A 26,527-nucleotide genomic window follows, 5' to 3' on the forward strand; every position below is an offset into this window, starting at 1 on the left:
AAAAGGAGATAGACCATGACCCGCCACTACCCCAATATAATCGTCGGTGGAGGCCCAGCGGGCCCAATGTCATCAACTTAAGACATTTCCCTAAAAATATCATATAATTAGAGCTCAACCATCAACGAGGAAATGCCCTATGGAGCACAATAAAAAAACAACGTTTGACAACCCAACCGACATTCTTTCCGAAAATTGTACATAAAATAACCAGCTTACTGAGCTGCCCCGAGTTTATTGCCCAGCATCGCACCCATCCGAAGCACTTTACCCGCAAACGCCATTTGACCTTCCGCAATCTGATCCTGTTTCTGCTGAATCAGCCCAAAAGCGCCCTGCAAACCGAACTGGATGCCTTCTTTCAGGCGCTCAATGGCTCGGCCTTTGAAACCCAGGTGGTCACCGCACAAGCCTTCAGCAAAGCCCGCCAGAAGCTCAGCGCGTCAGTTTTTGAGGCTCTCAACAGCGCCCTGCAAGCCCAGATGGATGAGCTGGGGCTGCACAAGACCTGGCAGGGCCTGCGCCTGCTGGCCGTGGACGGCTCCAGCATGCACTTGCCGCTGGAAGACCCACTGGCCAAGCACTTTGGTACCCACAACGGGTTGCCGGTGGCCCGAGTGTCGGTCCTGCAAGACCTGCTGTCCAATCAGACTCTGCACACCCTCCTGATCACGCCGGATGTGGATGAGCGGGGCTGTGCCAGCATGCACCTGAAGCATGCTCCTGACCACAGTCTGATTCTGTTTGATCGGGGCTATCCCGCGCACTGGCTCTTTGCCGAGCTACAGCGCTGTCAACAGCAATTCCTGATGCGCCTGACACTGACCCATTCCCGAGAAGTCCGCGCGTTTGTGGATTCTGGAAAAGACGACGACACCGTCTCAATGACGTGCCGGCACTGGTTATCGCGACAGGTCTGTGAGCAGTCCGGTGTTAATCCGGACACGGCCCTCCAGATCCGGTTGATCCGGGTGACGCTGCCCACCGGGGAAACGGAAGTGCTGGCCACCTCACTCCTGGACACCGGGGCCTTCCCCGCCGAGCTCTTTGCCGACCTGTACCAACGGCGCTGGGGCATCGAGACCGACTACCGCCGGCTTAAGCAAACCCTGAGCCTGGAAAACGTCAGTGGCCGGACGGTCTGTGCCGTACAGCAGGACATCCACGCCTGCCAACTGCTCAAGAACCTGGCCCTGCTGATGCAGGCCCTACAGCAGCCCGACATTGAGCGCAAAACCGCACACCGGAAACTGGCTTGGAAGGCTAACTTCACCCAGGGCGTATCCCGCCTGAAGCATACCCTCGTCGCCCTTCTGGTGAGGCCCAGCTGTGAGGCCCTGGATAACCTGTGGCGCCTGTTGGGTAACAGCTTGAGTGCAGTGCGTCCCGGGCGAAGTAGCCCACGACGCCGAAAACGACTGGCCACCAAAGGCTGTGAAGGGTACAAGCCGACTCGCTGACCGACACCACCCCCCGGCGGCGTATAACAAGACTTCCTGACAGACTGTGCCAGCCACCGGTCGAATGGTTCTTGCCCTGAATAACGCTTAAACCGCTCTGACACACCGGCAAATACACCATTGACAATCTTTGGCGCTGATTTCGGGTTAGGCTCTGATTTTAATCGCCTGTCGATTCAATAATAGGCTGTCTCACGATTGGCAATCTTGGTGACTCAGAGGATCATAATGGACTTATGGGGCTTAAGTTGATGACATTGCCAGCGGGCCTCAATAGGCTGCTGCCCCGTTCATAGACATGATGAGCGTGGGCAGCACGCATTGCACATCGGAAGGAATATTTACATGCAAGATATTGGGGTATCCGTCAGTGGGTTGCTGGGGCTAGTTATAACCAGCTCGATACTCATTGCTGTACCTGGCCCAAGCATCATGTTTTTTATTGGGCAAGTTATCATGAAGGGTAGAAATCATGCGTTACGTGGCGTAATCGGCAATGCTATTGGCATGTTGAGCATTGCGATACTTCTTTCGTTCGGACTTGGCCCTCTTATATTGAAGTCCGATTTTGCTTTGTCTGCTATCAGAATGCTGGGTGCGATCGCCTTGCTGCTTATTGGTATAGGGTATCTTGTAGCTTCGAAAGCGGCGAGTCCGGTTGCAGCCGAACAGCCAACAAGGAGAAAATCACCGCTCGCTGCGGGAGTGATAGTCGGTATAACCAACCCCAAGGCTTTCATCATGTTCGGAACCATAGTTCCGAGCTTTCTCAGCGACAATCTTGCGAGCCCCACGAGCCTCCTTATCATGTACTCGATGATACCTATCGTGTTGGGAATTGTGATCGATAGCGTGTGGGTTGTAGTTGCTCACAGTGCAAGTTCCCGCCTTTTTTCCAACGCAGACGGTGTCAGAATGGTAAACCGTATCGGAGGCGGCTTAATTATTCTGATGGCCTTTATATTGGCACGCGAGGCTATTTCCGGTTTTTGGCACTAAGTGCAAGTACAGTGACAGTCTGGACTCAAACATGCGGGGCATGTCGCTGGCTCAAATGGGGCTTGACTGCCACTGCAGATTTTCGGCTTTTGGCGTAATTTAAAGAATGAGAAAATCTAAGGAAGGAGTGAATATGTACCTGAGGCGAATCTGTGCCTTGGGGGCGATAGAGCTCCACCGCAGGCGTGCTATGAAGAAAAAGCTGAATTTGGTGCAATAATTCTTCCGGCTTTTCTTCGATAACCAAGTGCCCGGCATCGACGAGCTTTCAAGAACGCGCGGACATCCGGCGACGCCCACCCAGGCGGAGGCGGTGATCCGAGAAGACGCAATTCGCTAATACAATACGCAGGGGGCCTTTGTTGCCTAATCCGCGATTAATTGTCGGTGCCAAGTTGCTCCTCTATGCGGCGTCATTCGAATATACTCCTTATATGGCCACATCTGACGTTAATCTCCACCTACGAAGCTATGATAATGAGGGAAAACAACATTCTCATGGCCACCACCAATTGGTGTTGCCCCTGCTGGGTAAGCTTTCGCTGTCTGTAGACAAAATCGAGGGTGACGTTGAACGGAACCGGGCCGCTATTATTCCGTCCGGAAGTGACCACGGATATTCTGCATCCGAAGAAAATCGATTTCTGGTAGCTGATGTACCAGAGGCCCTTGCCCCTGCATTGGAGCGGCTCCCGTTCTTTGTTGAGCTGGATTCGGCATTGCTTCACTACGTCCAGTTTCTGCACTCCCAACTGGTAAACGGTGCGGGGTCATGTCACACAGAGCATCAGATGTTGCTGTTGTTGATTCAACTTCTACAGGAACGCCACGGCGATAAACTGAACCTGGACCGGCGAGTCTCTGTGGCGAAGCAATTCATCGACGATAACTTTCACAAAAAAATTGTCGTCACCGAACTGGCGACTGTTGCCCACCTGAGCATCCGGCAGCTTAACGAGTTGTTTCGTAAACAGATTGGCATGACACCTCACCATTACCTCACCGAGCTACGTATGCAGGAGTCCTGGCGGTTACTGGAACAGTCGAACCTCAATATTCAGCGAATTGCTGACGCTGTGGGGTACAGCTCGCTGTCGTCTTTCAGTGATCGCTTTTCCCGCCACTTCGGAAAATCACCCAGTCATTTTCGCCGAAAATCGAAATAATACTGCCGTAATCAGAAAGCAGACGACCCTCGACCGATCATAAACTTCGTCTCCTGTAGGTTATGAACGGATTGTTTTCAGGGGAAGTCATGGCAACCATTATTGCGGCGACGTGGATAGGCTCCATCTCTGTATTTTTGTGGGGAACGCTTGCGTTGTTGACCAAGCTTTCCGGTGGGGACATTCCGGAATTTCAGCTGATGGCGATGACCTTTGGCATCGCATTTCTATTGATGTGTGTTCGCTGGTTTCACGCTGGCCATGGTGGGACCCGGTATTTACGTCAGCCACTTTTGGCCTGGTGCATCGGGGTTGGTGGTCTGTTCGGCTACCACTTTGCTTATTTTAAGGCCATGACGCTGGCTCCGGCGATAGAGGTGAGTTTGCTTGCCTATCTCTGGCCGCTGTTTATCGTTCTAATGTCCTCATTTTTGCCTGGTGAGTCCTTGCGAAAACAGCACATTATGGGTGCCATGCTCGCCCTCCTGGGATGCTGGTTGTTGATCGGAAGCAACAGCAGTGGTTTTGCTATGGCGAATTTCGACGGTTATCTGGTTGCCTTTAGTTGTGCGTTGATCTGGTCGTCATACTCTGTTCTGTCCCGATTAGTAAAAAGCGTACCGACAGATGCAGTAGGCTGGTTTTGTGGTGTGACCGCTGTTCTGGCCTTGCTATGTCACTTGGTATGGGAAACAACGGTATGGCCAACGGGATGGGTGCAATGGGCTGGCGTGTTGGGTCTTGGTCTGGGACCGGTGGGTATCGCCTTTTTCACGTGGGATTATGGAGTGAAGCACGGCAACATCCAGTTGCTTGGTACGCTGGCTTACAGCGCTCCGCTCATTTCCGTGGTATTGCTGATCGTCGCGGGTTATGGCAAAGCCACCAGTGCTGTCATCGCCGCCAGTGTTTTGATTGTGCTGGGTTCCCTGATCGCCGGTAGTGCAAAGCGTCAGCCGCTGCCCGAACCTGAAACCCTTCATTGATCAATCTTTGTTTCGGAGGACCTGAACATGATTAGTTGGGATGACTTTGAAAAGGTAGAGCTAAGGATTGGTACTGTCATCGAGGTCGAGGATTTTCCTGAAGCACGAAAACCTGCCTACAAGTTGAAGGTGGATTTCGGTCCCGAGGTCGGCGTTCGTAAATCCAGCGCACAGCTCACTGAGCTATATGACAAGGAAACGCTTAACGGCAAGCAGGTGCTCGCCGTTACCAACTTTCCTCCTAAACAGATCGGTCCGTTCGTATCCGAGTGTCTGATTACCGGAGTGCAAACTGAGGCGGGTGCGGTAGCGTTGGTAACTCCGGGTTTTCCGGCCGCAAATGGCACGAGGTTGTTCTAATCATTTTCAGCCTGAAGCAATGGGCAAAACCATTGTTGGCTAGTGTTGGCTAGTGTTGGCGAATAGGCTGATCGTATATCCTTTTCGGCCAACTTATCAAAATTCTCAAACTTTATTGTCCACTGACTTCTCAAGCGCCGGGAACGCCAGATAGCGTCTTTACTCTTGAGAAAAGATACTCACCACAAGTCCTTATGAAAAGCGTTATTCAGCGCTATCGTGATCACACGCCGAGACCTTGCACTTAGTGGTTTCGCAGGGTTTCTCGGGCTTCAGCCAAAGATGGTGCAGGGCAATCGGTAGGCTTGGTGTATGGGGGCTTGCCGATTTACAGCCACGATGGTGAACGCTGCAATATACCTCGTCACCATGATTTGTCTGGCCCAGCGAGGTCAATCCTTTCTTGACTCGGTACTTTTTTTGACCCGCGTCACTGTCCAGCACATAAGCGAGGCCACCGGGTAAGGGGCAGATGTTGCGCACATATCCCAGCATAATGGCGCGATCTACCGCCCAGGCATAATCTTCTCTGACGAACCGGCTGATACCCGCTTTGCAATAGGTACTACCAATAGGGTGTGTCGAATCGATGGGCTTGCACTCGACAAATATCGCTGCCATCGCGCTGCTTCGCGCTTCCAGCTGATCTCTAAGTGGGCGGAATGTGAGATCGGGCTGACAGTCGAGCTTATTCCCTGCCCGGTTGCGTAGATTACCTTCCCGTACCGGGGTCTGAAATACTGAAAACCCCTGAATAGTTTCCGGCTCATTGCTGTAGAGATCATCCAGAATCATATAAAGCCGTTCAGTAATTATGTCTTCATCTTCTCCACAGATTGAAAATTGCTCTTCGGCGACTTCCTCAAGCAATTGGCGCCAAGCATGAGCGAGCGCATTCTGAACTATGACCATCAAGGACACTGGAATAGGCTGGGGCTTTCCTGTGGCTGCTCTTTGGCCTGTCATCAATCCCCGCATTATCGGCTGAGCTCCTCTAGACGTGCCCCAAATTCCCAGGCCAACTCCGATGCAAGTAGACGCGCCTGACTCTGTGTCCAGTATCGGTAATGGTTGAGTAATCCGAGCGTCAGGCTGGGCTGGGTTGGGCTCAGCAAGGTGATTCGGCTGACGCCAAGACCTCCCGCCTGTTCGATCCAATGGGTGGGAAGCTCAATTGGCGGGGAGGCGCCCTCCAATGTAATGGAAAAAAAGCGCCAGGGCAGGGCAATACTGGTAGCACTCAAAAACTGCACTTGCACCTGATGTCCGCCGGCACCAAATGCCCCAGCCAGCTCCTTTTCCAAGCAATTAATAAACGCCTGAGCCTGCTCCTCTGTGATCCGCGCCAACCCCCTGTCTCGAGCTGATGCGTAGGGAGCATTAATCGCCAGGGTATCCGACAAGACCTGCTGATCGGTCGACGTCAAACCATAGAGTTTGGCCACGGTATCATCCAGCATCGGCCACCTGGGGTGGTTGTCGATCAGCTGCTGAGCACAGATCTCTATAGACTGACGTTGTTCAGGTGTTAAATCCTCAGGAGGAATGAATGGAAATCGATCAACATCCATCTTCTGTTGAACTTCTCGTTCAACACCGAACTCCCCGCTCGTCATTAACGTCACATATTCAAAAAGTTTACTGTGAAGCAAGACCAATAAGTAATGGGTCAGAAATTCTGAGAACGGATGACCAGAAGTTGAATACCCATAGTAAGATTCAGAGACTGCCAAGTCGCTAAAGCTTGACAATGCGCGACCCCTGGCGCGGTCCTCCCGCAAAGTTTTTCTCACCAGAACTAAGGGTGCTTCATATATACGAGGAGATCGTGGCCATTCAAGTCCTTGACCAAAATAGAGATTTAGTTTTTCTGAAACCACTTTAAAAGGATGAGCACTGTAGTTTGCCAAGAGCTCAGGCTTTCCTATCAAAAAAGAATCGTCACGAGTTTTCTTAGCTTTTTGAAACCCCATTCCTCCATTAAGCTCAGGATGTTTACCCCAATACGCCCCCAGTGTTTCTCTTGCTTTTCGGTTAATGCGATTGACAATTGAAACATCCTGCACGGTACCGCGATATAACGTCTTCAATGCAGCCGGATTGTTCAAGACCAGATCGAAAGCCACCGGACTGGCATCACTGGCATCGACCCGTAGTAGGCCCTTGCCATTCAGGTCCGGCTCATAGTGCGGGCTGACGAAGACAAACTGCTCGTCCGGCCTGGGCAACTCATTGTCGGCAAACAGCAGGCAGAAGGGCTGATCCACACTGGGCCAGACCCGAGTTTGCCTTAGCGCAGCGCCGTTCAGTATGCCCGTTACTTTCAGGGCTTCGAATAACGCATTGCGGGCTGCGATTCCCTTTTGGGACTGCTTGAACAGCCAGCGTCCTGCCAGTGCCAGAGCAATGCGTCCACCGGGCTTGGCCCAATCCATGGCTCCCCAGACGAAAGGCAGGTCGGGAACGCCGTCTGGATTATGATAATTATTAGCAATATCATCCAGGCCGCGCTGTGCAGCCACCTCCCTGCACCTTCGGGTAAAGACTCGATCAATGGCATCGTATTTCTTGGTTAGGCTGGTCCAGGGAGGGTTGCCGATTACGACGTCAAAGGCGTTGCGGTAGCGATCAGAGACATGATCACCCAAGCTCCCTGCCATAGGCACCAGCTCGCTACTTTGACTGTCCGGATCAGCAACATCGACTAGGACGCTGTTCTCCAGCTTCCTGAAACGCAGCGCCTCTAACGGCGCCGGGTGCGGGTCAAGTTCGAGGGCGGTCAGGTACAAGGCCAATGCCGCGAGGGTACGGGCATGACCATTGGTGTCGAAGCCAACCAGTTGTTGATGTAGAATGTCCCGAATTTGCTGGCGCGATGGTCGCTTGCCGGTCTCGCGAAAGCGTAACTCCACCAGTTTGCGCAGTCCCGCCACCAGAAATACGCCGGCCCCGCAGGCAGGGTCCAGCAGCCTGGCCGCCGAGCCAACAGGATTCGCGTGAAACGCCTCTTCCACCATGTATTCGGCAATGTGATAAGGCGTGTAGTAGACGCCGGTTGCGTGACGTGCTGATTTATCGAAATGATGAATCAGCTCTTCATACGTCTCGCTCAGTAAACCAATGGGCAAGTGATCGAAATCCAGATCGCCCCAATCCAGTCTCTGTTGCGACACCCCGGGCTCAATGGCAGTATCCAGCGTCATTATCGCACTCAGAGGTTGAATGACACTTTGCCCATGTCGTTGAACCAACAGGCGGAAATAAGCGACGTAATCCGTTGCGGGCAGAGCTAGAAGATCGCCGTTAAAGGTGCTGTCCAGCCAATGGTTCGTCTCTGCCAGTGCGACGTCTGTATCCATGCACTCTTTCAGCGATTTAGCGCTGGGGGCGATATTGGGCAGGTGGTCAGGGAGCACGATCTTTCGACCTATCAAGTAGCGCAGGAAGAGAGCCCGTCCGGTCAGGGCGATTGCCTCGTGCGTTGATACGCCAAGGTTGCGTAGCGCTTCCCCCGCATCGGTCATCAAATCGAGGAGCACATCACGCAGGCGCAGAGTGGCGGCTGGTACGAGATCTTCCCCTTGGGCAAGCCTGGGAAGAATGCTCGGTGCTTCGCTGGAGTCGCGTGAAAACCAGACAGGGGCAGAGTCTTCCGAAGGAAGCAGATCGGTGGCGTAAATATCCAGCTGCCCTGGTTTCAAGACACCGAGCCATGCCGGCTCACCACGCATGGCCAGAATTTTCTGGAGATCACGAATGGGTAGGGTATCATCGCGTAAATGGGTTTGATCGACGACGTAGAGCAGCGCCTGGGCCTGCTGTTCAACGATATAGTCGACCAGAGGTGTCTGTCGATTCCGGAAAAGATCCGTATATCTCAGGCAACGAGCATCTTGGTTGTCGTGCAGATCCACACAGCTATCGCTGGGTGCACCGAAATCCTGTAACAAATCCATTATTGCCGGCCCGACTTGACGTCTGTGATCAAGGGAAACTCTCTCTGGGGCGGGGCAAGCCCTAGGTAAAGATCGATACGCTCGCGCTCTTTGGCCATATCAACTACCCAGCCAGGACTGGCAATGCCTTGCTCCTTCACCAAGCGCACGACTCCCTCATCCCGCGGAATGAAAACCCACTCTTCCATCGAGGCCTGACGCGGTGCACGAACATAGTGATGGACAGCGGCTGGTACGCTACCCATGTCCCCGCGCCTGATACCGAGAAGGTCCTCAAGCGACTGCAACACGGCAAACGTAAGCAGATCGGCTTTGGCATAGCGTCGCGCGCTTCTCTCACGCGTCGGCCTTTCGCAAAAGGGTGGCAACTGCGCCCATGTGTGAAGCCTTGAGCGGTTAATGCCCCCTAGGGCGGCACAAACATCCTTAGTGGTGAAAGACCTGATAACAGACATATTTCCACCTTTTGTTCCAAAATTGAAGCAGAACTGCTTAAATTATAAAACAGTTCTGCGTGAGATAACATATCTCTTTGCTAAAGCGAATCGTACTCTGAAAACGGGACCGAAGGCTGCACACACGGGGCTGGAGGAATCCCCGCCACTGGCATTGGAAATTCGCCACTTGGCTGCGAAGGTGACTGTAACCGGCACCAATTTGAAGCGCTGGTGATTAAGGGTTGGGAAATCGACGGTTTGTTTTGAAGGATCACAACAAATCTTTGGTTTTTATAGTCCGTTGATGGTTTTTCGTGTACGGCTATAACGGTTAACCTTGCCACAAAGTTACCAACTTTATTATGAGTCCGCAGCTGCTTGAGCATTCAATCGTCTTGCCAAACAGCTTCCTGCAATCTTCGACAGACCAAGGAGCTTCTGTGTTGCTGTCGTTTGCCTTTACTCAGTCGTAAAATTCATTAAAGACATTGCAGTACCTGCCGATAGCCATACCTATATGGGCACTCTTCATAACCCGCCTGCAAAAAGACGAGGACATACTGTGCAATTAACTTGCGGGCAAAAGCTCTTGGTCACATTTGGCATAATATTAGTGCTTTTGATGGGCACTATTACCATTGTTGGCGACATGCGGCTGAAAAGCACAACGAGCACCTACGTCGACGCACTGACCAAAGACGCTGTGGCGAAGAACACGTCCAGTATCGCTGAATGGCTTAATACCCGGTTGGTGATGACAGAGGCTGTGGCGGAAAGTCTGGGAAACGCACAGAGTGATGAGCAGAGGCGTAATATTTTACAAACCGTTTCTACCGGCGGTGGCTTTATTAATGTGTATCTCGGTAATAAAGAGGGTCGCATGCTGATGGAGTCAACGGCTGCGGAAGCAACACTCCCAGCTGGCTTCGACCCCCGCGGTCGCCCGTGGTACAAAAAAGGCATGGCGGAAGGTAAGGCTTCGTTTACCGAGCCATATCGCGACGCGTCGAGCGGCGAAATGATCATTACCGCTCTGGCGCCTGTTAGCGGTGGAAGTAACGGTGGTGTGGCAGGTGCGGATATAAGCTTGAGCGCTATCAAAAAAATGCTTGGTACCATAACGCTTGCAGACACTGGCTACGCGGGCCTGGTTAATGATGAAGGTGTTGTCCTGTTCCATCCCGACAGCAAGTTGATCGGAGAAAACATTAAAGATTTGATTGGCGTGCCGCCCAAGTTTGACGGGCTTCGTCAATTCTATGAGTCAGGCGATGTGGCGTGGCGAGTCGCTTTTCACCCGATTAAGAATGCGCGAGGCGTCGACTGGTATCTGGGCACTTTTGTGAACGTTGACAAAATCAACGCCCCCATGCAAAGCGCCCGCACGACCGGGATGATCATTGCGCTCGTGGGTTTGCTGGTATCGCTGTTCATTTTACACGCGGGTATCAAAATACTGATGGCCCCAGTGCGGCGTTTGAACTCTGCAATGGCAGACATCAGTTCTGGTGAGGCCGATTTAACCCAGCGCCTGGATGCCAGTGCCAAGGATGAATTCGGAGAACTCGCGGGCAGCTTCAATAGCTTTATCGAAAATATTCAAGTGGTCGTGCACGATGTTCTAAGTGGCAGTGATGACCTCGCAACGAATGTGGTCGCATTGAAAAAGACCGCCAGCGCAAGCCGGTTGAGCGTTGAAGGCCAGCAAGCCGAAGTGGATATGGTGGCAGCTGCCATCAACGAAATGTCCGCGGCCGCAGGTGAGATCGCCCAGAATGCTCAGCAAACAGCCGATGCGGCTAATACGGCCGATAAAGAAAGCCGGGCTTCATTGGAAACCGTCGACCAATCCAGGGATGCGGTGCGAAAACTGTCGCAAGAAGTGAATGCTGCAGCCGAAGTCATTAACAATTTGGGTAAAGATGTAACCTCGATTACCTCGGTGCTTGAAGTGATTCAGGGAATTGCAGAACAAACCAATTTGCTGGCACTGAACGCTGCTATAGAGGCGGCCCGTGCAGGCGACGCCGGCCGCGGATTTGCCGTGGTAGCGGACGAGGTGCGAAACCTGGCCCAAAGAACCCAGACCAGCACCAAAGAGATAAACAGCATGATTGAGCGCCTGCAAAAGGGGGCTGATGATGCTGTTGCTGGGATGAACGCGTCCAAGGCTGTCTCCAATGTCAGCTTGGAGAAAGCTCAGGACGCTATGGAAGCATTGAACCGGGTGGCGGATGCAATCACGTCTATCAGCCAGATGACAATGCAAATTGCGACGGCTTCTGAAGAGCAAACCTCAGTGACCGAAGAGCTCAACGCATCTATTACGCGCATCGCAGACCAAGGCCAAGAGGCTGCCGCTGCCGCAAGTGAGAACGATGTTTACAGTGGTCATATCGAAACCATTGGCAAAACCCTAAGCAAGAACGTTTCCCGCTTCAGGGTTTAAGAGTTAAGCCGTAGACGTTTCATAAAATCTTCACGGCTAATGCGGTAGAGGGTAACGCAGCGGGTTTCTTACTTCACCCGGCTGATGAATTGACGGTGCTCCCAAAGCGCTATTTCAGCACCAACGGCCCGCAGCCGAACACTTTGCCCGGGCTGACATTGGGCCAACCTTGAGGCCGCCAGCGGAGTGAGGTTTCCAAGGCGCGGATAGCCGCCAATGGTTTGTCGGTCGTTGAGCAATGCGATGGGCTGTCCGTCTGACGGCACCTGCATGGCACCCAGTGATATACCCTCGGAAACCATGGAGGCGGTTCGGCAGTGTAACGGCGGACCCGTCAGGCGGACGCCCATACGGTCGGCCCGGTCATCCACCCACCACTCGGCGTTGAAAGCTTCGAACAGGCTGCGCCCGATGAAATCGGCTACCTGGGCGCCAGGCAGCAGGTTCAGGATTGCGGGTGCGGCGTAGTCCGGTCGTTCCTGCTCCGGGGCTTCGGCTTGAATCGAGCCCGATGTGCCATGGGAAGGTGTTGTGATGGTCAGCTCATCGCCCTCTGCCAAGCGTTGGCCCTGGCCGTTGAATCCGCCCAGTTGTTCCCGAACCACACAGGCAACACTGCCCAAAACGGGGTCGGCCGAGAATCCACCGGCGACGGCAAGATAGGCGCGAAGGCCCTTGACCGGCGTGCCGAACTTTATCTTCTCGCCCTTACCGACTCTGACACTGCGCCACAATGGCAGCGGCCGATCGTTGTGTCGAGCAGACAGGTCTGCGCCATTGGTGTCGGATCGCCGCCTTCGTTTTCGAAGGTGTGCCGGTCAACGGTGACAAATCGGACACGGCCTCCAACCTTCAGCAAACTGAAGCCGTCGCGATCCCTTGCCAGATCAGGGCCGACGCTGGGGTCGTACCAGGTGGCAAGCTCGTGCAGGTCCCCTTCGCCACCGGCATCGTCCGGGACCAGCCGGGCTAGAATATTGACCAGTTGCTCGCGGGCTTGCCAGGCGCTGGTTTGCAGCGGGTCAAAGATGACCAGCAGGGTGGTGTAGGACGGCACCAGATCGACTAGCGTTGCGCCGAATGCCGCCTCGCAATCGCGAGTCAGGGCGGTCAGCCACAGCAGATTATTCTCCTCGATGGTGCCGAACAGGCGGATCATCCAGCCGTCAATGCCCGGGGGCTCGAGCCTCGGCAGGCCAGCATGGCTCATTGGGCCAAAGCTCTCGCCCATGTCGGCGTTCAGCTTCAAATTTGCCATAGTAACCTCGCTATTTCTTTAGAAACGGGTTTCATGTGGGTCACCTAAGCAGTTCTGGCAGGAACGTGGCTACCTGCGGGAACAGCACCAATACGATCGCCATCAGGAACATGATGCCCACATAGGGCATGGCACCTTTCATAACGTCGCTGAAGGGCCCATCTTTGCGAACACCCTGTACCACATAGAGGTTAAGTCCCACCGGGGGCGTAATCAGCGCCATTTCAATGAGAAGAATGATTAGAATGCCAAGCCACACAGGATCGAAGCCGAGGGCGATAATGATCGGGGCGACAATGGGAATAGTGATGACCATCAAAGACAGGGTTTCAATGAAAAAACCGAGAACGATGTAAAGCAGGATGACCAGCATCAGCGTGGAATAGGGGCCAATACCAGCGTTCTCCAGGAAAGCGGTCAGCTCTCGAGTTACCCCGGCGGAGGCCAGCACAAAGTTCAAAAAGTAGGAGGCAATGATGATCAGCATGATCATGCCGGTGGTTTTCATGGTGCCGTCCAACGCCTGGGTAATAACACTCACGGACAACTTGCCCATAAATGCGGCAATCATTAGCGCGCCCAGTACACCCAGCGAGGCCGCTTCGGTAGGTGTTGCCACGCCAGCGTAAATGGACCCAACCACAATACCGAACAGCGTTAAAACCGGCACCAAATGTTTAAGGCCGGAAAATCTCTCCCCCCAGCTGTGTGACACGCTGGGCCCGCCCAGGCTCGGTTTCCAGATGCAAATCAGAGCGGTACCCACAATGAACATGAGCGCAAGCAACAGGCCGGGTATGAGGCCGGCGGCAAACAGTTGTGGAATCGAGGTTTCGGTCAGAAAACCATAAACAATCAGGTTGATCGACGGCGGAATCATGATACCAAGTGTGCCGCCGGCAGCAATCGAACCGGTGAACAGCTTGGGGTCGTACCCCATTTCCTTCCCTTGTGGCAGCGCCACTGTGCCGATGGTGGCTGCGGTCGCAACGCTGGAACCGGAGGTGGCCGAAAACAGGGTAGCGGTGCCAATGTTGGCGTGGAGCAGGCCGCCGGGAAAGGCCGCATAGAGACCACCATATTGCCGGTAAAGCCTCCGGCCGGTGTTAGCGGGATCGAGGTTTGGTACATCGGCACGTTGCGGCCTTGGTCAATATGCCGGATGCGCAGGCCGGACTGAATCAAGGCGTGCTCGAAAGTGAATGAACAACCAAGAGCGAAAGTCACCAGTTCGTCCCGCCATTCACCCGCCACATCAGTAACCGTTTCGCTGGCGACGCCATTTCGATAAACGCGGTAGGCGGGCACATCACGGGCGATGTCGAGGTCGGAAGCCATGGCTGCGCAGGTGCGGTCGCCGGGTTCGCTAATCGCCAGTAACGGGCAGGGTTTCGGGTTTGCCTGGCAGAACCGGAGAAAACCGGCGGCTTCGGCTTCGGGCAGAATAACCAGATTGACTCGAACATAACCGCTGGCAAGGCCGGAGGTCGGGCCGGTAAGCAAGCCTTTCCGGGCGGCCTCGCGCACCGCTTTGGGTGTGGAGTGCGCATTCAGGGTGTGGGACGCTGCCATGGTTCTGCCTCAAAAATGGATGACTTAAACATTTAAGATGCAGCTGACGATTAATACAATTCGAAACTTGGGATCAGCCGTGATCGAAAAAACTGATCAGTGAGTGTTGTCGGGGTGTGCAGAGGGGATTTTTGGAGCTGGCACTCTCGCTTCTGCGATGGACAATGCCAGTTCTGCGATAGCCTGCACCACGTTTCCGCCGGCGGTGGCGCGATAAGCGGCGCTGAAAACCAGGTCAGGAAGCTCCGCATTGACCACAAACCGGCGCAAGGTACCCGTACTGAGCTCGTGCTGGAGAATTTCCCAGGGCAGTGCGCTGACACCCAGGCCGCCCACCGTCATCCGAATGATCGTGGACAGCGACGAACTTGCGTGAATCCGCGTGGAGTGGTTCATCGGGTCCACCAGGGAGCGAATGGCTATGTAGGGTGCGCTATTTCTTGGGTAAGTTACGATGGGCCAGGTGGACAATTCCGCCAGTGACATCGGCTTGTCGGGAATGTTGAGCTTGGGGCTGGCCACCCAGATCAGGGAATAATGGCAGAGATTCTGGTTGATGATGCCGGGCTGGTTCACGCCTCCCATCAGGAATGCGATATCAATGTCGTGGTTGACCAGTTTCTCGGCCAGATTGACGGAGATATCGACATCAAGCTCCAGGTTGACAGCAGGATAGGCCTCACTGACCCGCTCAATAAGTTGCGGTAGCCATGTATGTGCGATCGTTTCTGAAACCGCCAGGCGCACAGTGCCCTGAATCGATGAAGGTTTCGCCACCGCCTGCATCATCTCCCCATGTAGGCTCAGCATTTTTTCTGCGAAGACCAGGAACTCCCGGCCTTTGGCAGTGAGCGCGACCTTTTTGGCTGAACGATTGAACAGCTCCACGCCCAGTTGGTCTTCGAGGCCAGCAATCCGAGCAGAAACAGTAGGCTGAGAAGCGTAGACCCGGCTTGCCGCCGCCCGGAAACTGCCAAGTCTTGCAATCCAGACGAAAGTTTCCAGTGTTCGAATTTTCATGATTACCGCTCAACTGCAGACAATATAGTCAGACCATAAGCCAAGCTGGCGGGCACTGACAAAACAACGCATCCAGCAGCGACGTTTTGGTCTTTGTTTCTGCATCTTTGCGTTGTTTGGCTTCTGTAAAATCAGCCTCTTGCTGCGGCCGTAACGATCAATTCAACCTTTAATTCAGGCCTTGCCAAGCGTGCCTCACCACAAGCCCGGGCAGGGGCATGGCCAGCCGGTACCCACGCGTCCCACACCGCGTTCATAGCCTCGAAGTCGGCCATATCAGACAGCCAGATGACCACCTGCAATAAATCTTCACGGCTGGAGCCAACGCTCTTTAATAGTGCATCAACGCGCGCAAGCGCTTCACGGGTTTGGTCAGCCACGTCATCAGAGGCGTTGCCGACTTGGCCAGCCAGATACACGGTCTGATTGTGAACAACAGCGCGGCTCATTCGAGTGCCTGTTTCAAATCGTTGAATTTCCATAAATCCCTCTTGGTAAGAAATCTGGCTTAAGATGATAACAGCAATGCTGTTATGGCGCTTAAGCGCACTTTTAAGGCTTTTTTGGTGGCGCGGTCATCGGTTTCTGGAAGTGCCAAACGGTACTTTCTGATGCAGGCTGAAAGTTCGCGTATCATCGTGCTAATTTTATGGATCTATTTTATGCGATTACCTACGAATTAGGCGTCTGCGAAGCCCTCGAAGCTGCGTCCTCGCATACAAAATTTTTTTAATAAAATGGATTCAATAACCATGACAGATCAGATAAGAGTAGCCATTGCCGGTTATGGCAATTTGGGCCGGGGCGTGGAAGCGTCTTTGGCACAAAATCCGGACATGGAGCTGATTTGCGTGTTTAGCCGCCGTGATTCTGCCAGCGTGACGCTTTTGGATCGTAAGGTACCGGTATACGCCATGGCGGATGTTGAGCAGTATCAGGATGAAGTGGATGTGATGATTCTGTGTGGCGGCTCTAAAGCCGATCTGCCAGAACAGGGGCCATACCTGACGCAGTTTTTCAACACCGTGGACAGTTTTGACACCCATGCAAAAGTGAATGAACACTTCGCAGCACTGAATGATGCAGCGCAAAAGTCCGGCAACATTGCGCTTTTGGCTGCGGGCTGGGACCCCGGTCTGGCGTCACTGAACCGTTTGTTTGGTGAAACCATTTTGCCGGAAAGTAACACCGATACCGATACCCAAAACAAACAGATCATCGAGTGCTCGTTGGCTCTGGGCAGTAACTTTGAGTTCACCGCCCGTGTTCTGGTGGCATACGCTCGGGCTGTTTTTAGGCTGGCCCGCTCAGGTGAGATTGGAGCCAAAACCGTGTTTGATGTTGCACCGGGTTTGCTGTCACCCAAAAGTCCGTCGCAGCTGCGTAAAGAGCTGCTCTGATTACAACGCTCGCGGAGAATACAATGGCCCATTCCAATGAGGATTGAAGCCGAGAATTTGCCAGACAGCTCCATCAGCTGTTCAAGCTGCCAAGCCTGCTGTTGCCGCCTGGAAGTCATGCTGATTACCGAGACTGGTGTGCCAGAGCGCTTCATTGCAACTGACCAGTGGGGTAGCCGCACCATGGCCCGACTGGACGATGGCTGGTGCGCCGCGTTGGACCGCCATACCATGTCTTGTTCAATCTATCAGAAGCGCCCGTTCATCTGCCGCGAGTTTGAAATGGGCGGCTACGAGTGCATCGTTGAGCGTGCCGTGCCTTAGCGTCTTTCAAGACTGTAAGCCTTGTTGCCCGTGTCGGTGTGTTATTGTGTCAATTAGCTACTATTACGCGAGCTACTCAAATCGCGACAGCACGAATTGGAAGGGTGATTGGCAATGAACATAAATGATGTAGCGTTTTCAGTTTTGGATTTAGCCTCTACAAAAGACAGCGATGAAGGCGCAACGCCGGCTTTACATCGCTCACTGGAGGTGGCCAGACACGTGGAAGAGTTAGGCTTCAACCGTTACTGGGTGGCCGAACACCACAATATGGACGCCATTGTCAGCTCCGCCACCGCGGTTGTGGTTGGTTATCTGGCGGCGGGCACGCAGAAAATTCGCGTGGGGGCAGGGGGCGTGATGCTGCCAAACCACGCGCCCATCGTGATCGCCGAACAGTTTGGCACTCTGGAAGCGCTTTACCCGGGCCGTATTGACCTGGGCTTGGGCCGTGCGCCTGGCACTGACCCACTCACATCCCGCGCTTTGCGCAAACACCTGAGCGGAAGTGTGGATGATTTTCCTGCGGACGTGGAAGAGCTACAGGCATTTCTGGGGCCGCGCCAGCCAGGCCAAAAAGTCGTGGCTATGCCGGGCGTGGACAGCAACGTGCCGATCTGGTTATTGGGTTCCAGCTTGTTCAGCGCACAACTGGCGGCAAAAAAGGGTTTGCCTTACGCCTTTGCGTCGCACTTTGCGCCGCGCATGATGATGCAGGCGATAGAAATATACCGCAGCCAGTTTCAGCCCTCGGTATGGCTGGACAAGCCCTATGTGATGCTGGGTGTGCCTTTGGTTGCCGCAGACACCGATGAGCAGGCCGAGTTTTTAGCCACCACGACCCATCAGCGTATACTGTCGCTGATCCGTGGCCAGAGCCTGAAGATGCGCCCGCCCGTGGCGAGTATGGATGGCCTGTGGCACCCCCAGGAAGAGCAAACCGTGCGAGATTTTCTGGGTCTGGCGATGATTGGCAGTGGCGACACCGTCAAACAGAAGCTGCAAACCCTTTTACAGCACACCCAGGCGGACGAACTTCTTTTCACCTGCGATCTCTATAACCAGAAGGACCGCTTGCGTTCGTTTGAGATTCTGGCTGCGCTCAAGAATTAGCCGGGCCGGTTATTTTTCCTGAGCGGCTTTTACCCGAATTTTGTTGGTGCCCAGACGGGTCTCGTGCAACTTTGCCTTGGCCAGTTTGGCCTGTTTTGCGTCAGGCATCTCAACGAAACCAAAGCCCTTTGATTTGCCGGTTTCTTTATCCAGAACCAGAGTGCATTCGGTCACGGTGCCATGTGCCTCAAACAGCTCGCGGATTTCCTGTTCGGTGGTGGTGCGGGCGAGATTACGAACTAGTAGTTGCATGTTAGGCCATAGTAATAGGGTGAAAGAAAGTGATGTCAGCGATTGTTTCAGCATGGCTGGATAAGAACAAGCGCCACAGGCAACTTTGCGTTTTGCAGCGGCTTTTTCTGGTGATCATAAAGGTGGATTGCCGTGTTCCAGCTGGCGACTAGTGCTTGTCGAAATTTTCCAGAAACCGATAACGCTCCGCGCGCGCCGTGCGCATTTCCGCTTCGCGATTGTTCGCTAACACTTCCTGCACATAGCTGATGTGCTCGCCTGCGCTACGCCGGGCGTCGTCTGGCCGTGCTTCCATAATGGCCTGAAACAGCGCGCTGTGCTGGTTCACCAGGCGCTCGCGAGTTTCACCACGCAGCTCGTACATGCCGCCGATGTTCGTCACCACGTTGCGTTTGAGCAGGTCAAACAGGCCACGCATGGTGTGCAGTAACACCATGTTGTGGCTGGCCTCGGCAATGGCCATGTGAAAGCGCGCGTCGGTAACGCCTTCTTTGGAGCGAGCCTCCTGGCTGTGGGGACTATCGCTGTAACAGGCCTGAAGTTCATCAAAGGCTGCCTGCAAATGTTGGCGGTCTACTTTGGTGGCGCGCAAGGCGGCGTAGTAGGCACAATCTGCTTCCAGAGTGTGGCGAAACTCCAGCAAATCCTGATGGGCTTCGGGGTGGTTTTCCAACAGCGACAGTAACGGGTCGCTAAAGCTGGATCCCAGCTTATCGCTAACGTAATTGCCGCCGCCCTGACGGCTGATCAGCAGCCCTTTGGCCACCAGCTTCTGCACTGCTTCCCGCAGTGACGGCCGCGACACCCCAAATTGTTCAGCCAGAGCCCGCTCTGCGGGCAGCCGTTCGCCGGGCTTCAGGGCGCCTTCCAGAATCATGCTTTCCAGCCGGTCCATAATTGTGTCAGACAGCCGGCGTGGGCGAATTTGTGGCATTTCCATCTTTGACACCTTTGGTAAGACCAATTTCTAAATTTAACAAGGTTTTGCCGTCTTCATCAATACCCCTGTACGACTACGTATACTAATGTCTATTAAATTTCGTTTGACACCGCACCTGATGTTTTTTTAACCTGTTAGCGCTGGATTGTAAATTGGTATTACCAATTACAAAAAAGCCCAGCCAATAACAAGTACAGGAGCTCTTTTATGTCGACGGGTTTATTTGCCTTTTTTGCCTTTGTCCCCATTCTGCTGGCCGGCATTTTGCTGATCGGCCTGCGCTGGCCAGCTCGGCAGGCCATGCCGCTGGTGTATCTGGCCAGTGTCGGCATCGCCCTGTTTGCCTGGGACATGTCTTTTAACCGGGTGCTGGCCTCTTCCCTGCAGGGGCTGGTTATCACACTGGGTCTGCTGTGGATTATTTTTGGCGCTATTTTGCTGCTTAATACCCTCAAACATTCTGGCGCCATCATGGTTATTCGCGCCGGCTTTACCACCATCAGCCCAGATAGACGAATTCAGGCTATTATCATTGCCTGGTTGTTCGGCTGTTTCATTGAAGGTGCGTCGGGCTTCGGAACACCGGCAGCCATCGCTGCGCCTTTGCTGGTGGCCGTCGGTTTCCCGGCCATGGCAGCTGTATTGATGGGTATGTTGGTACAGAGTACGCCGGTGTCATTCGGTGCTGTGGGTACACCGATTATTGTCGGGGTGAATACCGGGCTTGATACCGCCACCATTGGTGCGCAACTGGCAGCTAATGGCTCCAGCTGGGACGCGTACCTGCAGCTGATCACCACTCAGGTCGCCTCTATCCACGCGATTGTTGGCACGTTTATGCCTCTTATCATGGTGATTATGCTGGTGCGCTTTTTTGGTAAGGACAGAAGCTGGCGCGCGGTGTTTGAAGTGCTGCCTTTTGCCCTGTTTGCTGGATTGTCGGTCACCATACCTTACGTGCTGACCGGTATTTTTCTGGGGCCTGAATTTCCGGCGCTGATGGGTGGCCTGGTGGGCTTGGCAATCGTTACTACGGCGGCGCGCAAAGGCTTTTTGGTTCCAAAAACCACCTGGGACTTCGCCGATCGTAAAGACTGGCCGCAAGAATGGCTGGGCACCATCGAAATGAAATTGGACGAGCTGACGGCCAGGCCCATGAGCAGCTTCCGCGCCTGGTGCCCGTATCTTTTGGTGGCGGTGTTGCTGGTGGTTAGCCGGGTGTTCCCGGAAGTGACCGCGCTGTTCAAGTCCGTATCACTGAGCTTCAGCAATCTGTTGGGTGAAGCCGGCATTGGCGCGGGTATTCAGCCGCTGTATTTGCCCGGTGGTATTCTGGTAATGGTGGTGCTGGCGACGTTCTTTATACACCGCATGAAGGTGAAAGAGCTGGGCGATGCAGTGAAAGAATCCAGCGGCGTGCTGCTCAGTGCGGGCTTTGTGCTGCTGTTCACGGTGCCCATGGTGCGCATTCTGATCAACTCCGGCGTTAACGCCGCGGATCTGCCCAGCATGCCAATTCTGATGGCCAGCTATGTGGCCGACACCGTAGGCGGCATTTACCCGCTGGTGGCACCGAGCGTTGGTGCTCTGGGCGCCTTCCTGGCGGGTTCCAATACCGTTTCCAATATGATGTTTAGCCAGTTCCAGTTTGGTGTTGCCACCAACCTTGGTTTGTCGACCGCGTTAATGGTGTCGGTTCAGGCGATCGGTGCTGCTGCCGGTAATATGGTGGCCATTCACAACGTAGTGGCGGCATCGGCTACTGTTGGGCTGCTTGGCCGCGAGGGTGCAACGTTGCGCCGCACTGTATGGCCAACGCTGTATTACGTGCTGATGACGGGCATAATTGCTTTGATTGCGGCCTATGTGCTGGACTTTACAGACCCGTTAATGGCTCTTTAACTGGCTGATGGCTATTCGTCAGCTGAGGGCTCTTTAGTTAGCTGAAGGCTCAATGACATTGCATTGAAGGCGTCCCGTGCTTGCGGGGCGCACATCCTGCAAACTGAACAGGACATGCCTGATGATTATTTCTGCGTCTACCGATTACCGCGCCGCGGCCAAACGCCGACTTCCACCTTTCTTGTTTCATTATATCGACGGCGGCTCATACAACGAGCACACGCTTAAGCGCAACGTTGAAGACCTGTCAGACATTGCCCTGCGCCAGCGGGTATTGAATGACATGACCCAGCTAGACCTGAGCACCGAGCTGTTTGACGAAACCCTGTCAATGCCGGTAGCCCTGGCGCCGGTAGGTTTGACCGGCATGTACGCCCGCCGCGGTGAAGTGCAGGCTGCACGTGCCGCTGCCAATCTGGGCGTGCCGTTTACCATGTCGACTGTGTCGGTGTGCCCGATTGAAGAAGTGGCCACCGCCATCAGCCGGCCTATGTGGTTTCAGCTGTATGTGTTGAAAGACCGCGGCTTTATGCGCAACGCGCTGGAGCGGGCCAAAGCCGCCGGTGTAACCACCCTGGTGTTCACTGTAGACATGCCAGTACCCGGCGCCCGCTACCGCGATGCCCACTCCGGTATGAGTGGGCCCTACGCGGCGCAACGTCGCATATTACAAGCGATGACGCACCCGCACTGGGCGTTGAATGTGGGCTTGCTGGGCAAGCCCCATGACCTGGGCAACATCTCCGCTTACCGCGGCAGCGCTACTGGCCTGGGCGACTACATTGGCTGGCTGGGCGACAATTTTGATCCGTCCATCTGCTGGAAAGACCTGGAGTGGATACGCGAGTTCTGGGATGGCCCGATGGTCATCAAAGGCATACTGGACCCGGACGACGCCCGTGATGCCCGCAGCTTTGGTGCCGATGGCATCATTGTATCGAACCACGGTGGCCGCCAGCTCGATGGTGTGCCTTCTACCTGTCGTGCCTTACCAGCCATTGCGGACGCAGTGAAAGGTGATATGAAAATTCTGGTGGATTCAGGCATCCGCACCGGTCTGGATGTGTTGCGCATGTTGGCTCTTGGCGCCGACTGCACAATGATCGGGCGCGCCTACATTTATGCACTGGCGGCGGATGGCGAAGCGGGTGTTACGAATCTGCTGAAACTGATTGAAAGCGAAATGCGCGTAGCCATGGTGTTAACGGGCGCGCGAACCATTGCCGACATCAGCCCTGATTTGTTGGTTCGTGAATTAAAGCGGGCTGCCCAATAACGACGTATTAGCAGCAATGTATCAGCAGCCACAGACGAGTGCCCCCGGGAGATACTATGAGCTTGCCCGCCGATTTTGTGAGTGCCGTGAATCAGCTGATTCCGCAGCAGCGGCGTTTTGATGATCCCCTGTCCACACTGGCCTTTGGCACCGACGCCAGCTTCTACCGCTTGATTCCCAAGCTGGTGGTGCGGGTGAACGCTGAACACGAAGTTGTTGCGTTGCTGCTGCTGGCGGGTAAGCACCAAGTACCGGTCACCTTTCGGGCTGCCGGTACCAGCTTGTCGGGCCAGGCCATCAGCGACTCGTTACTCATAGTGCTGGGCGACGGCTGGAATAAGCGGGAAATCCTGGATAACGGTGACCGTATTCGGCTGCAACCCGGAGTGATTGGCGCGCATGCTAACGCCGTGCTGGCGCCTCTGGGGCGCAAAATCGGGCCAGATCCCGCATCTATTAACGCCTGCAAAATTGGCGGAATTGTGGCGAACAACGCCAGCGGCATGTGTTGCGGCACCGCGCAAAACAGCTATAAAACTTTGAACGCCATGCGCCTGGTGCTGGCAGACGGCCAGGTGTTAGACAGCGAAGACCCCACCAGCGTAGCCGCCTTCAGCAGCAGCCACAGCGAACTGCTGGAACAGCTGGCGCAATTAGGCCGGGACACCCGCGCCAACAGCCCGCTGGCCGAGCGAATCCGTCACAAATACCGGATGAAAAACACCACTGGTCTGTCGTTGAATGCCTTGGTGGATTTTGATGACCCGCTGGATATTCTGACCCACCTGATGGTGGGCTCCGAAGGCACCCTGGGTTTTATCAGCTCGGTTACTTACGACACCGTGCCCGAGTACCCGCACAAAGCCACCACTCTGGTGGTGTTCGGTAATGTTGAAGACTGCTGCCGCGCCGTGCCCCTGTTGAAGCAACAGCCGGTGGACGCGGTGGAGTTAATGGATCGGCGCAGTATGCGCTCGGTGGAAAATCAGCCCGGCCTGCCGGCCTGGGTGAAAAACCTTTCCGACGATGCCTGCGCTTTGCTGATTGAAACCCGCGCCGCCAGCCAATCGCTGCTGCATGAGCAGATCGGGCTGATTCGAACAGTGCTGGCGCCGTTCCACGTGGAACAACGGGTTGATTTCACCGAAGACGCTACTCTGTCTGGCCAGCTCTGGGCCATTCGCAAAGGCACCTTTCCCGCCGTTGGTGCGGTTCGTCCCACCGGTACCACCGTTATTATCGAAGACGTAACTTTCCCCATTCCACAGCTGGCGGAGGGCGTTAACCGCCTGATCAAGCTGTTTGAAAAACACAGCTATCACGAGGCCATCCTGTTCGGTCATGCGCTGGAGGGCAACCTGCATTTTGTATTCACCCAAAGCTTTGACGAGCCTGAGCAAGTGGCCCGCTACGAAGCGTTTATGGGCGATGTGGCACAACTGGTGGCGGTGGAGTTTGGCGGTTCGTTAAAAGCCGAGCACGGCACTGGCCGTAATATGGCGCCGTTTGTGGAGCTCGAGTGGGGCACCGATGCCTACCAGCTGATGTGGACAATAAAACGCCTGCTGGACCCACAGGGCATTCTGAATCCGGATGTGGTGCTGTCGGAAGACCCGGGCATTCATTTGAAAAACTTCAAGCCGCTGCCGGCGGCCAACGAGATTATCGACAAGTGCATTGAATGCGGCTTCTGCGAACCGGTGTGTCCGTCTGAAGGCCTGAGCTTGAGCCCGCGCCAGCGCATTGTGATCTGGCGTGATATTCAGGCCAAAAAGCGTGCCGGTGTAGACACTCGTGAGCTGGAAGAAGCCTACCAATATCAGGGTATAGACACCTGTGCCGCTACCGGTCTTTGCGCCCAGCGCTGTCCGGTGGGTATTAACACCGGTGACCTGGTGCGCGAGTTGCGCGCCGACAAGGCGCATTACGATTCTCGCGCCGATTGGCTGGCCGCACACTTTGCGACGGCCCTGAAGGGCACCCGGCTGATGCTGAAAGCGGCCGACACCGCCAATCGATTGTTAGGAGCGCCTCGGCTGCAGCGCTGGACCGAAGCCAGCAAAAAACTCAGCGGTGGTCGTGTACCGTCCTGGAACCCAGCCATGCCGCAACCGGTGCGCTGGGTTGAACATGCGAAGCCATCGGTAGCAACGGAAAAGCCGCGGGTGGTGTACCTGCCGGCGTGCGTGTCCCACGCCATGGGCCCGGCCCGTTCTGACAGCGAGCAAGCGCCGCTGCTGGAAAAAACCCGCCAGCTGTTGGAAAAGGCCGGCTACGAAGTCGTGTTCCCAGAGGCCATGGATTCGTTGTGCTGCGGACAGCCATTTGCGTCCAAAGGCTACCCACAGCAGGCGGATCGCAAACGCAGCGAAATGCTGGCGGCAGTAAAACGTGCCAGCCGCGACGGCCGCGACCCGATTTATTGCGACACCAGTCCCTGCACCTTGCGACTGCTGCAACAGCAAAATCACGGCCTCGATATTTATGACCCGGTGCGCTTTATTCGCAGCCATCTGTTCGACCGGCTCGAGTTTATGCCGCAGAGCGAATCGGTGGCGGTTCACGTTACCTGCAGTACCCAGCACTTGGGGGAAGGGCAGGCACTGATTGATATTGCCCGTAAGTGCAGCACCAATGTAGTGGTGCCGGATGACATTCACTGCTGCGGCTTTGCCGGCGACAAAGGCTTCACCACGCCGGAACTGAACGGCCACGCTTTGCGAACCTTGCAGCCGGTGGTTCAGCATTGCACCGAGGGCGTATCTACCAGCCGTACCTGTGAAATTGGTTTGAGCAGTCACAGTGGCGTGGATTACCACAGCCTGGTGTATCTGGTGGATAGAGTTACTCAACCAAAAAGCGTACAAAACTGAATATCAGCCGGTTTTTAGGTGTAGATTATTGGTGGTTTTGCGCGGGTTTGTAACCTTATAGCGCCGACGACAGTTGAATGTCGCCGTACCAGGCGCTCGCATTCTCCCCAGTGTTGTCGGAATCCGACATGATGGCAATGCCGATAATGGCTGGCGGTTCTTCACCAAAGGCCTTGCGGTAGTCCGCCATAATATCCCGCTCAACGCTCACCCAATTCCCGGCTTTTTCCGCACCGCTGCTCACTGCTAACATTCGGGTTTTATCGGTGTAAGGGTTATTCACCCATTCGCCGATAGGCAGCCGGTTCGCCCAAATGTAGTTAATGGCATTACCCGGTAGCGTTTCCCCGAACACCACTTCCACCGCTTTGCGTTTTGCGCGCTCAAAAAACCCGGCGTTGTCGGGCTGAAACTCAAAAGCCACGTAAATGCGTGCCGGGTAATCATCGCCACTTTTGCTGCGGGCATCGCCCTTGGCAAACACATTCGACACCTTCCAGCGCCAGCGCAGAATCAACGAACTCTGAGGTTGCACGTTTAACCGCGCTATCAGCCCGGATGCGCTTCCCGCAGTGTCGGCTTTGACCACCTGCACGCCGTCCTCAACCAACAGTTGATAGCGGGAATGCTGATCTATGTTGGGAAATTCCAGCGGCTCCCAGCCGTCGGTGATGCTTGTCATTTCAGAGAAGCGAGGTAGGTGGGGCGCTGTCTCTTCTGATTGAGAAAATGCGACTGAACTGAACATGAACAACGCCAGTATCGGGAGGGTTGTTGAGAGTGG

General features: G+C 54.6%; 22 protein-coding genes and 2 pseudogenes. 12 read left to right on the forward strand and 12 right to left on the reverse strand.

Features of this window, described 5'->3' with window-relative positions; genetic code table 11:
- Positions 1-164 precede the first annotated feature (164 nt).
- The 5 genes from ATG98_RS08000 to ATG98_RS08020 all read left to right on the forward strand — a co-directional run bounded on the left by ATG98_RS08000 (position 165) and on the right by ATG98_RS08020 (position 4,971).
- The gene (locus ATG98_RS08000; protein ID WP_098419155.1) at positions 165-1,460 is read left to right on the forward strand and encodes an IS4 family transposase; all 1,296 of its coding nucleotides are present in this window, start codon (positions 165-167) and stop codon (positions 1,458-1,460) included.
- A 345-nt stretch (positions 1,461-1,805) separates the two neighbouring features.
- Entirely contained in the window at positions 1,806-2,459 is a 654-nt protein-coding gene (locus ATG98_RS08005; protein WP_098420504.1) for a LysE family translocator, read from the forward strand.
- A 515-nt stretch (positions 2,460-2,974) separates the two neighbouring features.
- Positions 2,975-3,625 (forward strand): helix-turn-helix domain-containing protein, encoded by a 651-nt coding sequence (locus ATG98_RS08010; protein WP_228706259.1) that lies wholly within the window; start codon positions 2,975-2,977, stop codon positions 3,623-3,625.
- A gap of 89 nt (positions 3,626-3,714) precedes the next feature.
- Positions 3,715-4,611 carry a DMT family transporter gene (locus ATG98_RS08015; protein ID WP_098422577.1) on the forward strand — a complete coding sequence of 299 codons (897 nt, stop codon included), beginning with the start codon at positions 3,715-3,717 and terminating at the stop codon, positions 4,609-4,611.
- A 21-nt stretch (positions 4,612-4,632) separates the two neighbouring features.
- A complete protein-coding gene (locus ATG98_RS08020) occupies positions 4,633-4,971 on the forward strand; it encodes a tRNA-binding protein (RefSeq protein WP_098420509.1) in 339 nt (112 codons plus the stop codon).
- A 204-nt stretch (positions 4,972-5,175) separates the two neighbouring features.
- Here ATG98_RS08020 and ATG98_RS08025 read toward each other — a convergent pair whose 3' ends face one another.
- From ATG98_RS08025 to ATG98_RS22330, 3 genes are read right to left on the reverse strand one after another with little or no spacing between them, the layout of a single operon-like run.
- Positions 5,176-5,949 carry a hypothetical protein gene (locus tag ATG98_RS08025; RefSeq protein WP_098422578.1) on the reverse strand — a complete coding sequence of 258 codons (774 nt, stop codon included), beginning with the start codon at positions 5,947-5,949 and terminating at the stop codon, positions 5,176-5,178.
- On the reverse strand, positions 5,949-8,927 hold the full coding sequence (locus tag ATG98_RS08030; RefSeq protein WP_098422579.1) for an HsdM family class I SAM-dependent methyltransferase: 2,979 nt from the start codon (positions 8,925-8,927) through the stop codon (positions 5,949-5,951). The genes ATG98_RS08025 and ATG98_RS08030 overlap by 1 nt, the downstream gene beginning before the upstream one ends.
- Positions 8,927-9,172, reverse strand: a complete 246-nt coding sequence (locus tag ATG98_RS22330; protein ID WP_228706062.1) for a hypothetical protein — start codon at positions 9,170-9,172, stop codon at positions 8,927-8,929. The genes ATG98_RS08030 and ATG98_RS22330 overlap by 1 nt, the downstream gene beginning before the upstream one ends.
- Positions 9,173-9,986: 814 nt before the next feature.
- Here ATG98_RS22330 and ATG98_RS08040 point away from each other — a divergent pair.
- Positions 9,987-11,813 carry a methyl-accepting chemotaxis protein gene (locus ATG98_RS08040; RefSeq protein ID WP_228706063.1) on the forward strand — a complete coding sequence of 609 codons (1,827 nt, stop codon included), beginning with the start codon at positions 9,987-9,989 and terminating at the stop codon, positions 11,811-11,813.
- A 68-nt stretch (positions 11,814-11,881) separates the two neighbouring features.
- Here the strand turns inward: ATG98_RS08040 and ATG98_RS08045 are convergent, their stop codons facing one another.
- From ATG98_RS08045 to ATG98_RS08070, 6 genes and pseudogenes are all read right to left on the reverse strand, one after another.
- Positions 11,882-12,547 (reverse strand): allophanate hydrolase, encoded by a 666-nt coding sequence (locus ATG98_RS08045; RefSeq protein WP_267283832.1) that lies wholly within the window; start codon positions 12,545-12,547, stop codon positions 11,882-11,884.
- Positions 12,508-13,071, reverse strand: coding sequence for a carboxyltransferase domain-containing protein (locus ATG98_RS08050; protein ID WP_228706064.1), 564 nt, complete (start codon positions 13,069-13,071; stop codon positions 12,508-12,510). The genes ATG98_RS08045 and ATG98_RS08050 overlap by 40 nt, the downstream gene beginning before the upstream one ends.
- Positions 13,072-13,111: 40 nt before the next feature.
- Positions 13,112-14,122, reverse strand: a pseudogene (locus tag ATG98_RS08055) (TRAP transporter large permease); the annotation flags it as partial.
- Positions 14,123-14,178: 56 nt separating this feature from the next.
- Positions 14,179-14,643: pseudogene (locus tag ATG98_RS22840) on the reverse strand (D-glutamate cyclase family protein); the annotation flags it as partial.
- A 96-nt stretch (positions 14,644-14,739) separates the two neighbouring features.
- On the reverse strand, positions 14,740-15,663 hold the full coding sequence (locus ATG98_RS08065; RefSeq protein ID WP_098420519.1) for a LysR family transcriptional regulator: 924 nt from the start codon (positions 15,661-15,663) through the stop codon (positions 14,740-14,742).
- 131 nt (positions 15,664-15,794) lie between these two features.
- Complete coding sequence (locus ATG98_RS08070) at positions 15,795-16,145, reverse strand: RidA family protein (RefSeq protein ID WP_098420521.1); 351 nt, start codon at positions 16,143-16,145, stop codon at positions 15,795-15,797.
- A 270-nt stretch (positions 16,146-16,415) separates the two neighbouring features.
- On the opposite strand from ATG98_RS08070, the gene ATG98_RS08075 reads away from it, so the two are divergent.
- From ATG98_RS08075 to ATG98_RS08085, 3 genes are all read left to right on the forward strand, one after another.
- Complete coding sequence (locus tag ATG98_RS08075) at positions 16,416-17,063, forward strand: diaminopimelate dehydrogenase (RefSeq protein ID WP_098420523.1); 648 nt, start codon at positions 16,416-16,418, stop codon at positions 17,061-17,063.
- 36 nt (positions 17,064-17,099) lie between these two features.
- The gene (locus tag ATG98_RS08080; RefSeq protein ID WP_098420525.1) at positions 17,100-17,387 is read left to right on the forward strand and encodes a YkgJ family cysteine cluster protein; all 288 of its coding nucleotides are present in this window, start codon (positions 17,100-17,102) and stop codon (positions 17,385-17,387) included.
- Between the two features lie 114 nt (positions 17,388-17,501).
- Positions 17,502-18,500, forward strand: a complete 999-nt coding sequence (locus ATG98_RS08085; protein WP_098420527.1) for an LLM class flavin-dependent oxidoreductase — start codon at positions 17,502-17,504, stop codon at positions 18,498-18,500.
- Between the two features lie 9 nt (positions 18,501-18,509).
- Here the strand turns inward: ATG98_RS08085 and ATG98_RS08090 are convergent, their stop codons facing one another.
- Both ATG98_RS08090 and ATG98_RS08095 read right to left on the reverse strand, forming a co-directional pair.
- Positions 18,510-18,752, reverse strand: coding sequence for an RNA recognition motif domain-containing protein (locus tag ATG98_RS08090; protein ID WP_098420529.1), 243 nt, complete (start codon positions 18,750-18,752; stop codon positions 18,510-18,512).
- Between the two features lie 148 nt (positions 18,753-18,900).
- Positions 18,901-19,692 (reverse strand): GntR family transcriptional regulator, encoded by a 792-nt coding sequence (locus ATG98_RS08095; RefSeq protein ID WP_098422582.1) that lies wholly within the window; start codon positions 19,690-19,692, stop codon positions 18,901-18,903.
- 207 nt (positions 19,693-19,899) lie between these two features.
- Here ATG98_RS08095 and ATG98_RS08100 point away from each other — a divergent pair, with 207 nt between their 5' ends.
- The 3 genes from ATG98_RS08100 to ATG98_RS08110 all read left to right on the forward strand — a co-directional run bounded on the left by ATG98_RS08100 (position 19,900) and on the right by ATG98_RS08110 (position 25,743).
- Positions 19,900-21,594, forward strand: coding sequence for an L-lactate permease (locus ATG98_RS08100; RefSeq protein WP_098420533.1), 1,695 nt, complete (start codon positions 19,900-19,902; stop codon positions 21,592-21,594).
- A gap of 121 nt (positions 21,595-21,715) precedes the next feature.
- Positions 21,716-22,870, forward strand: coding sequence for an FMN-dependent L-lactate dehydrogenase LldD (gene lldD, locus ATG98_RS08105; RefSeq protein ID WP_098422583.1), 1,155 nt, complete (start codon positions 21,716-21,718; stop codon positions 22,868-22,870).
- A 56-nt stretch (positions 22,871-22,926) separates the two neighbouring features.
- Positions 22,927-25,743 carry an FAD-binding and (Fe-S)-binding domain-containing protein gene (locus ATG98_RS08110; RefSeq protein WP_098422584.1) on the forward strand — a complete coding sequence of 939 codons (2,817 nt, stop codon included), beginning with the start codon at positions 22,927-22,929 and terminating at the stop codon, positions 25,741-25,743.
- Positions 25,744-25,798: 55 nt separating this feature from the next.
- Here the strand turns inward: ATG98_RS08110 and ATG98_RS08115 are convergent, their stop codons facing one another.
- Positions 25,799-26,491: a DUF3047 domain-containing protein gene (locus ATG98_RS08115; RefSeq protein ID WP_098422585.1), complete on the reverse strand. Its 693-nt coding sequence runs from the start codon at positions 26,489-26,491 to the stop codon at positions 25,799-25,801.
- Positions 26,492-26,527: the final 36 nt, after the last annotated feature.

Origin of the sequence: Marinobacter sp. LV10R520-4 (genome assembly GCF_002563815.1) — a bacterium.
Classification (GTDB): domain Bacteria; phylum Pseudomonadota; class Gammaproteobacteria; order Pseudomonadales; family Oleiphilaceae; genus Marinobacter.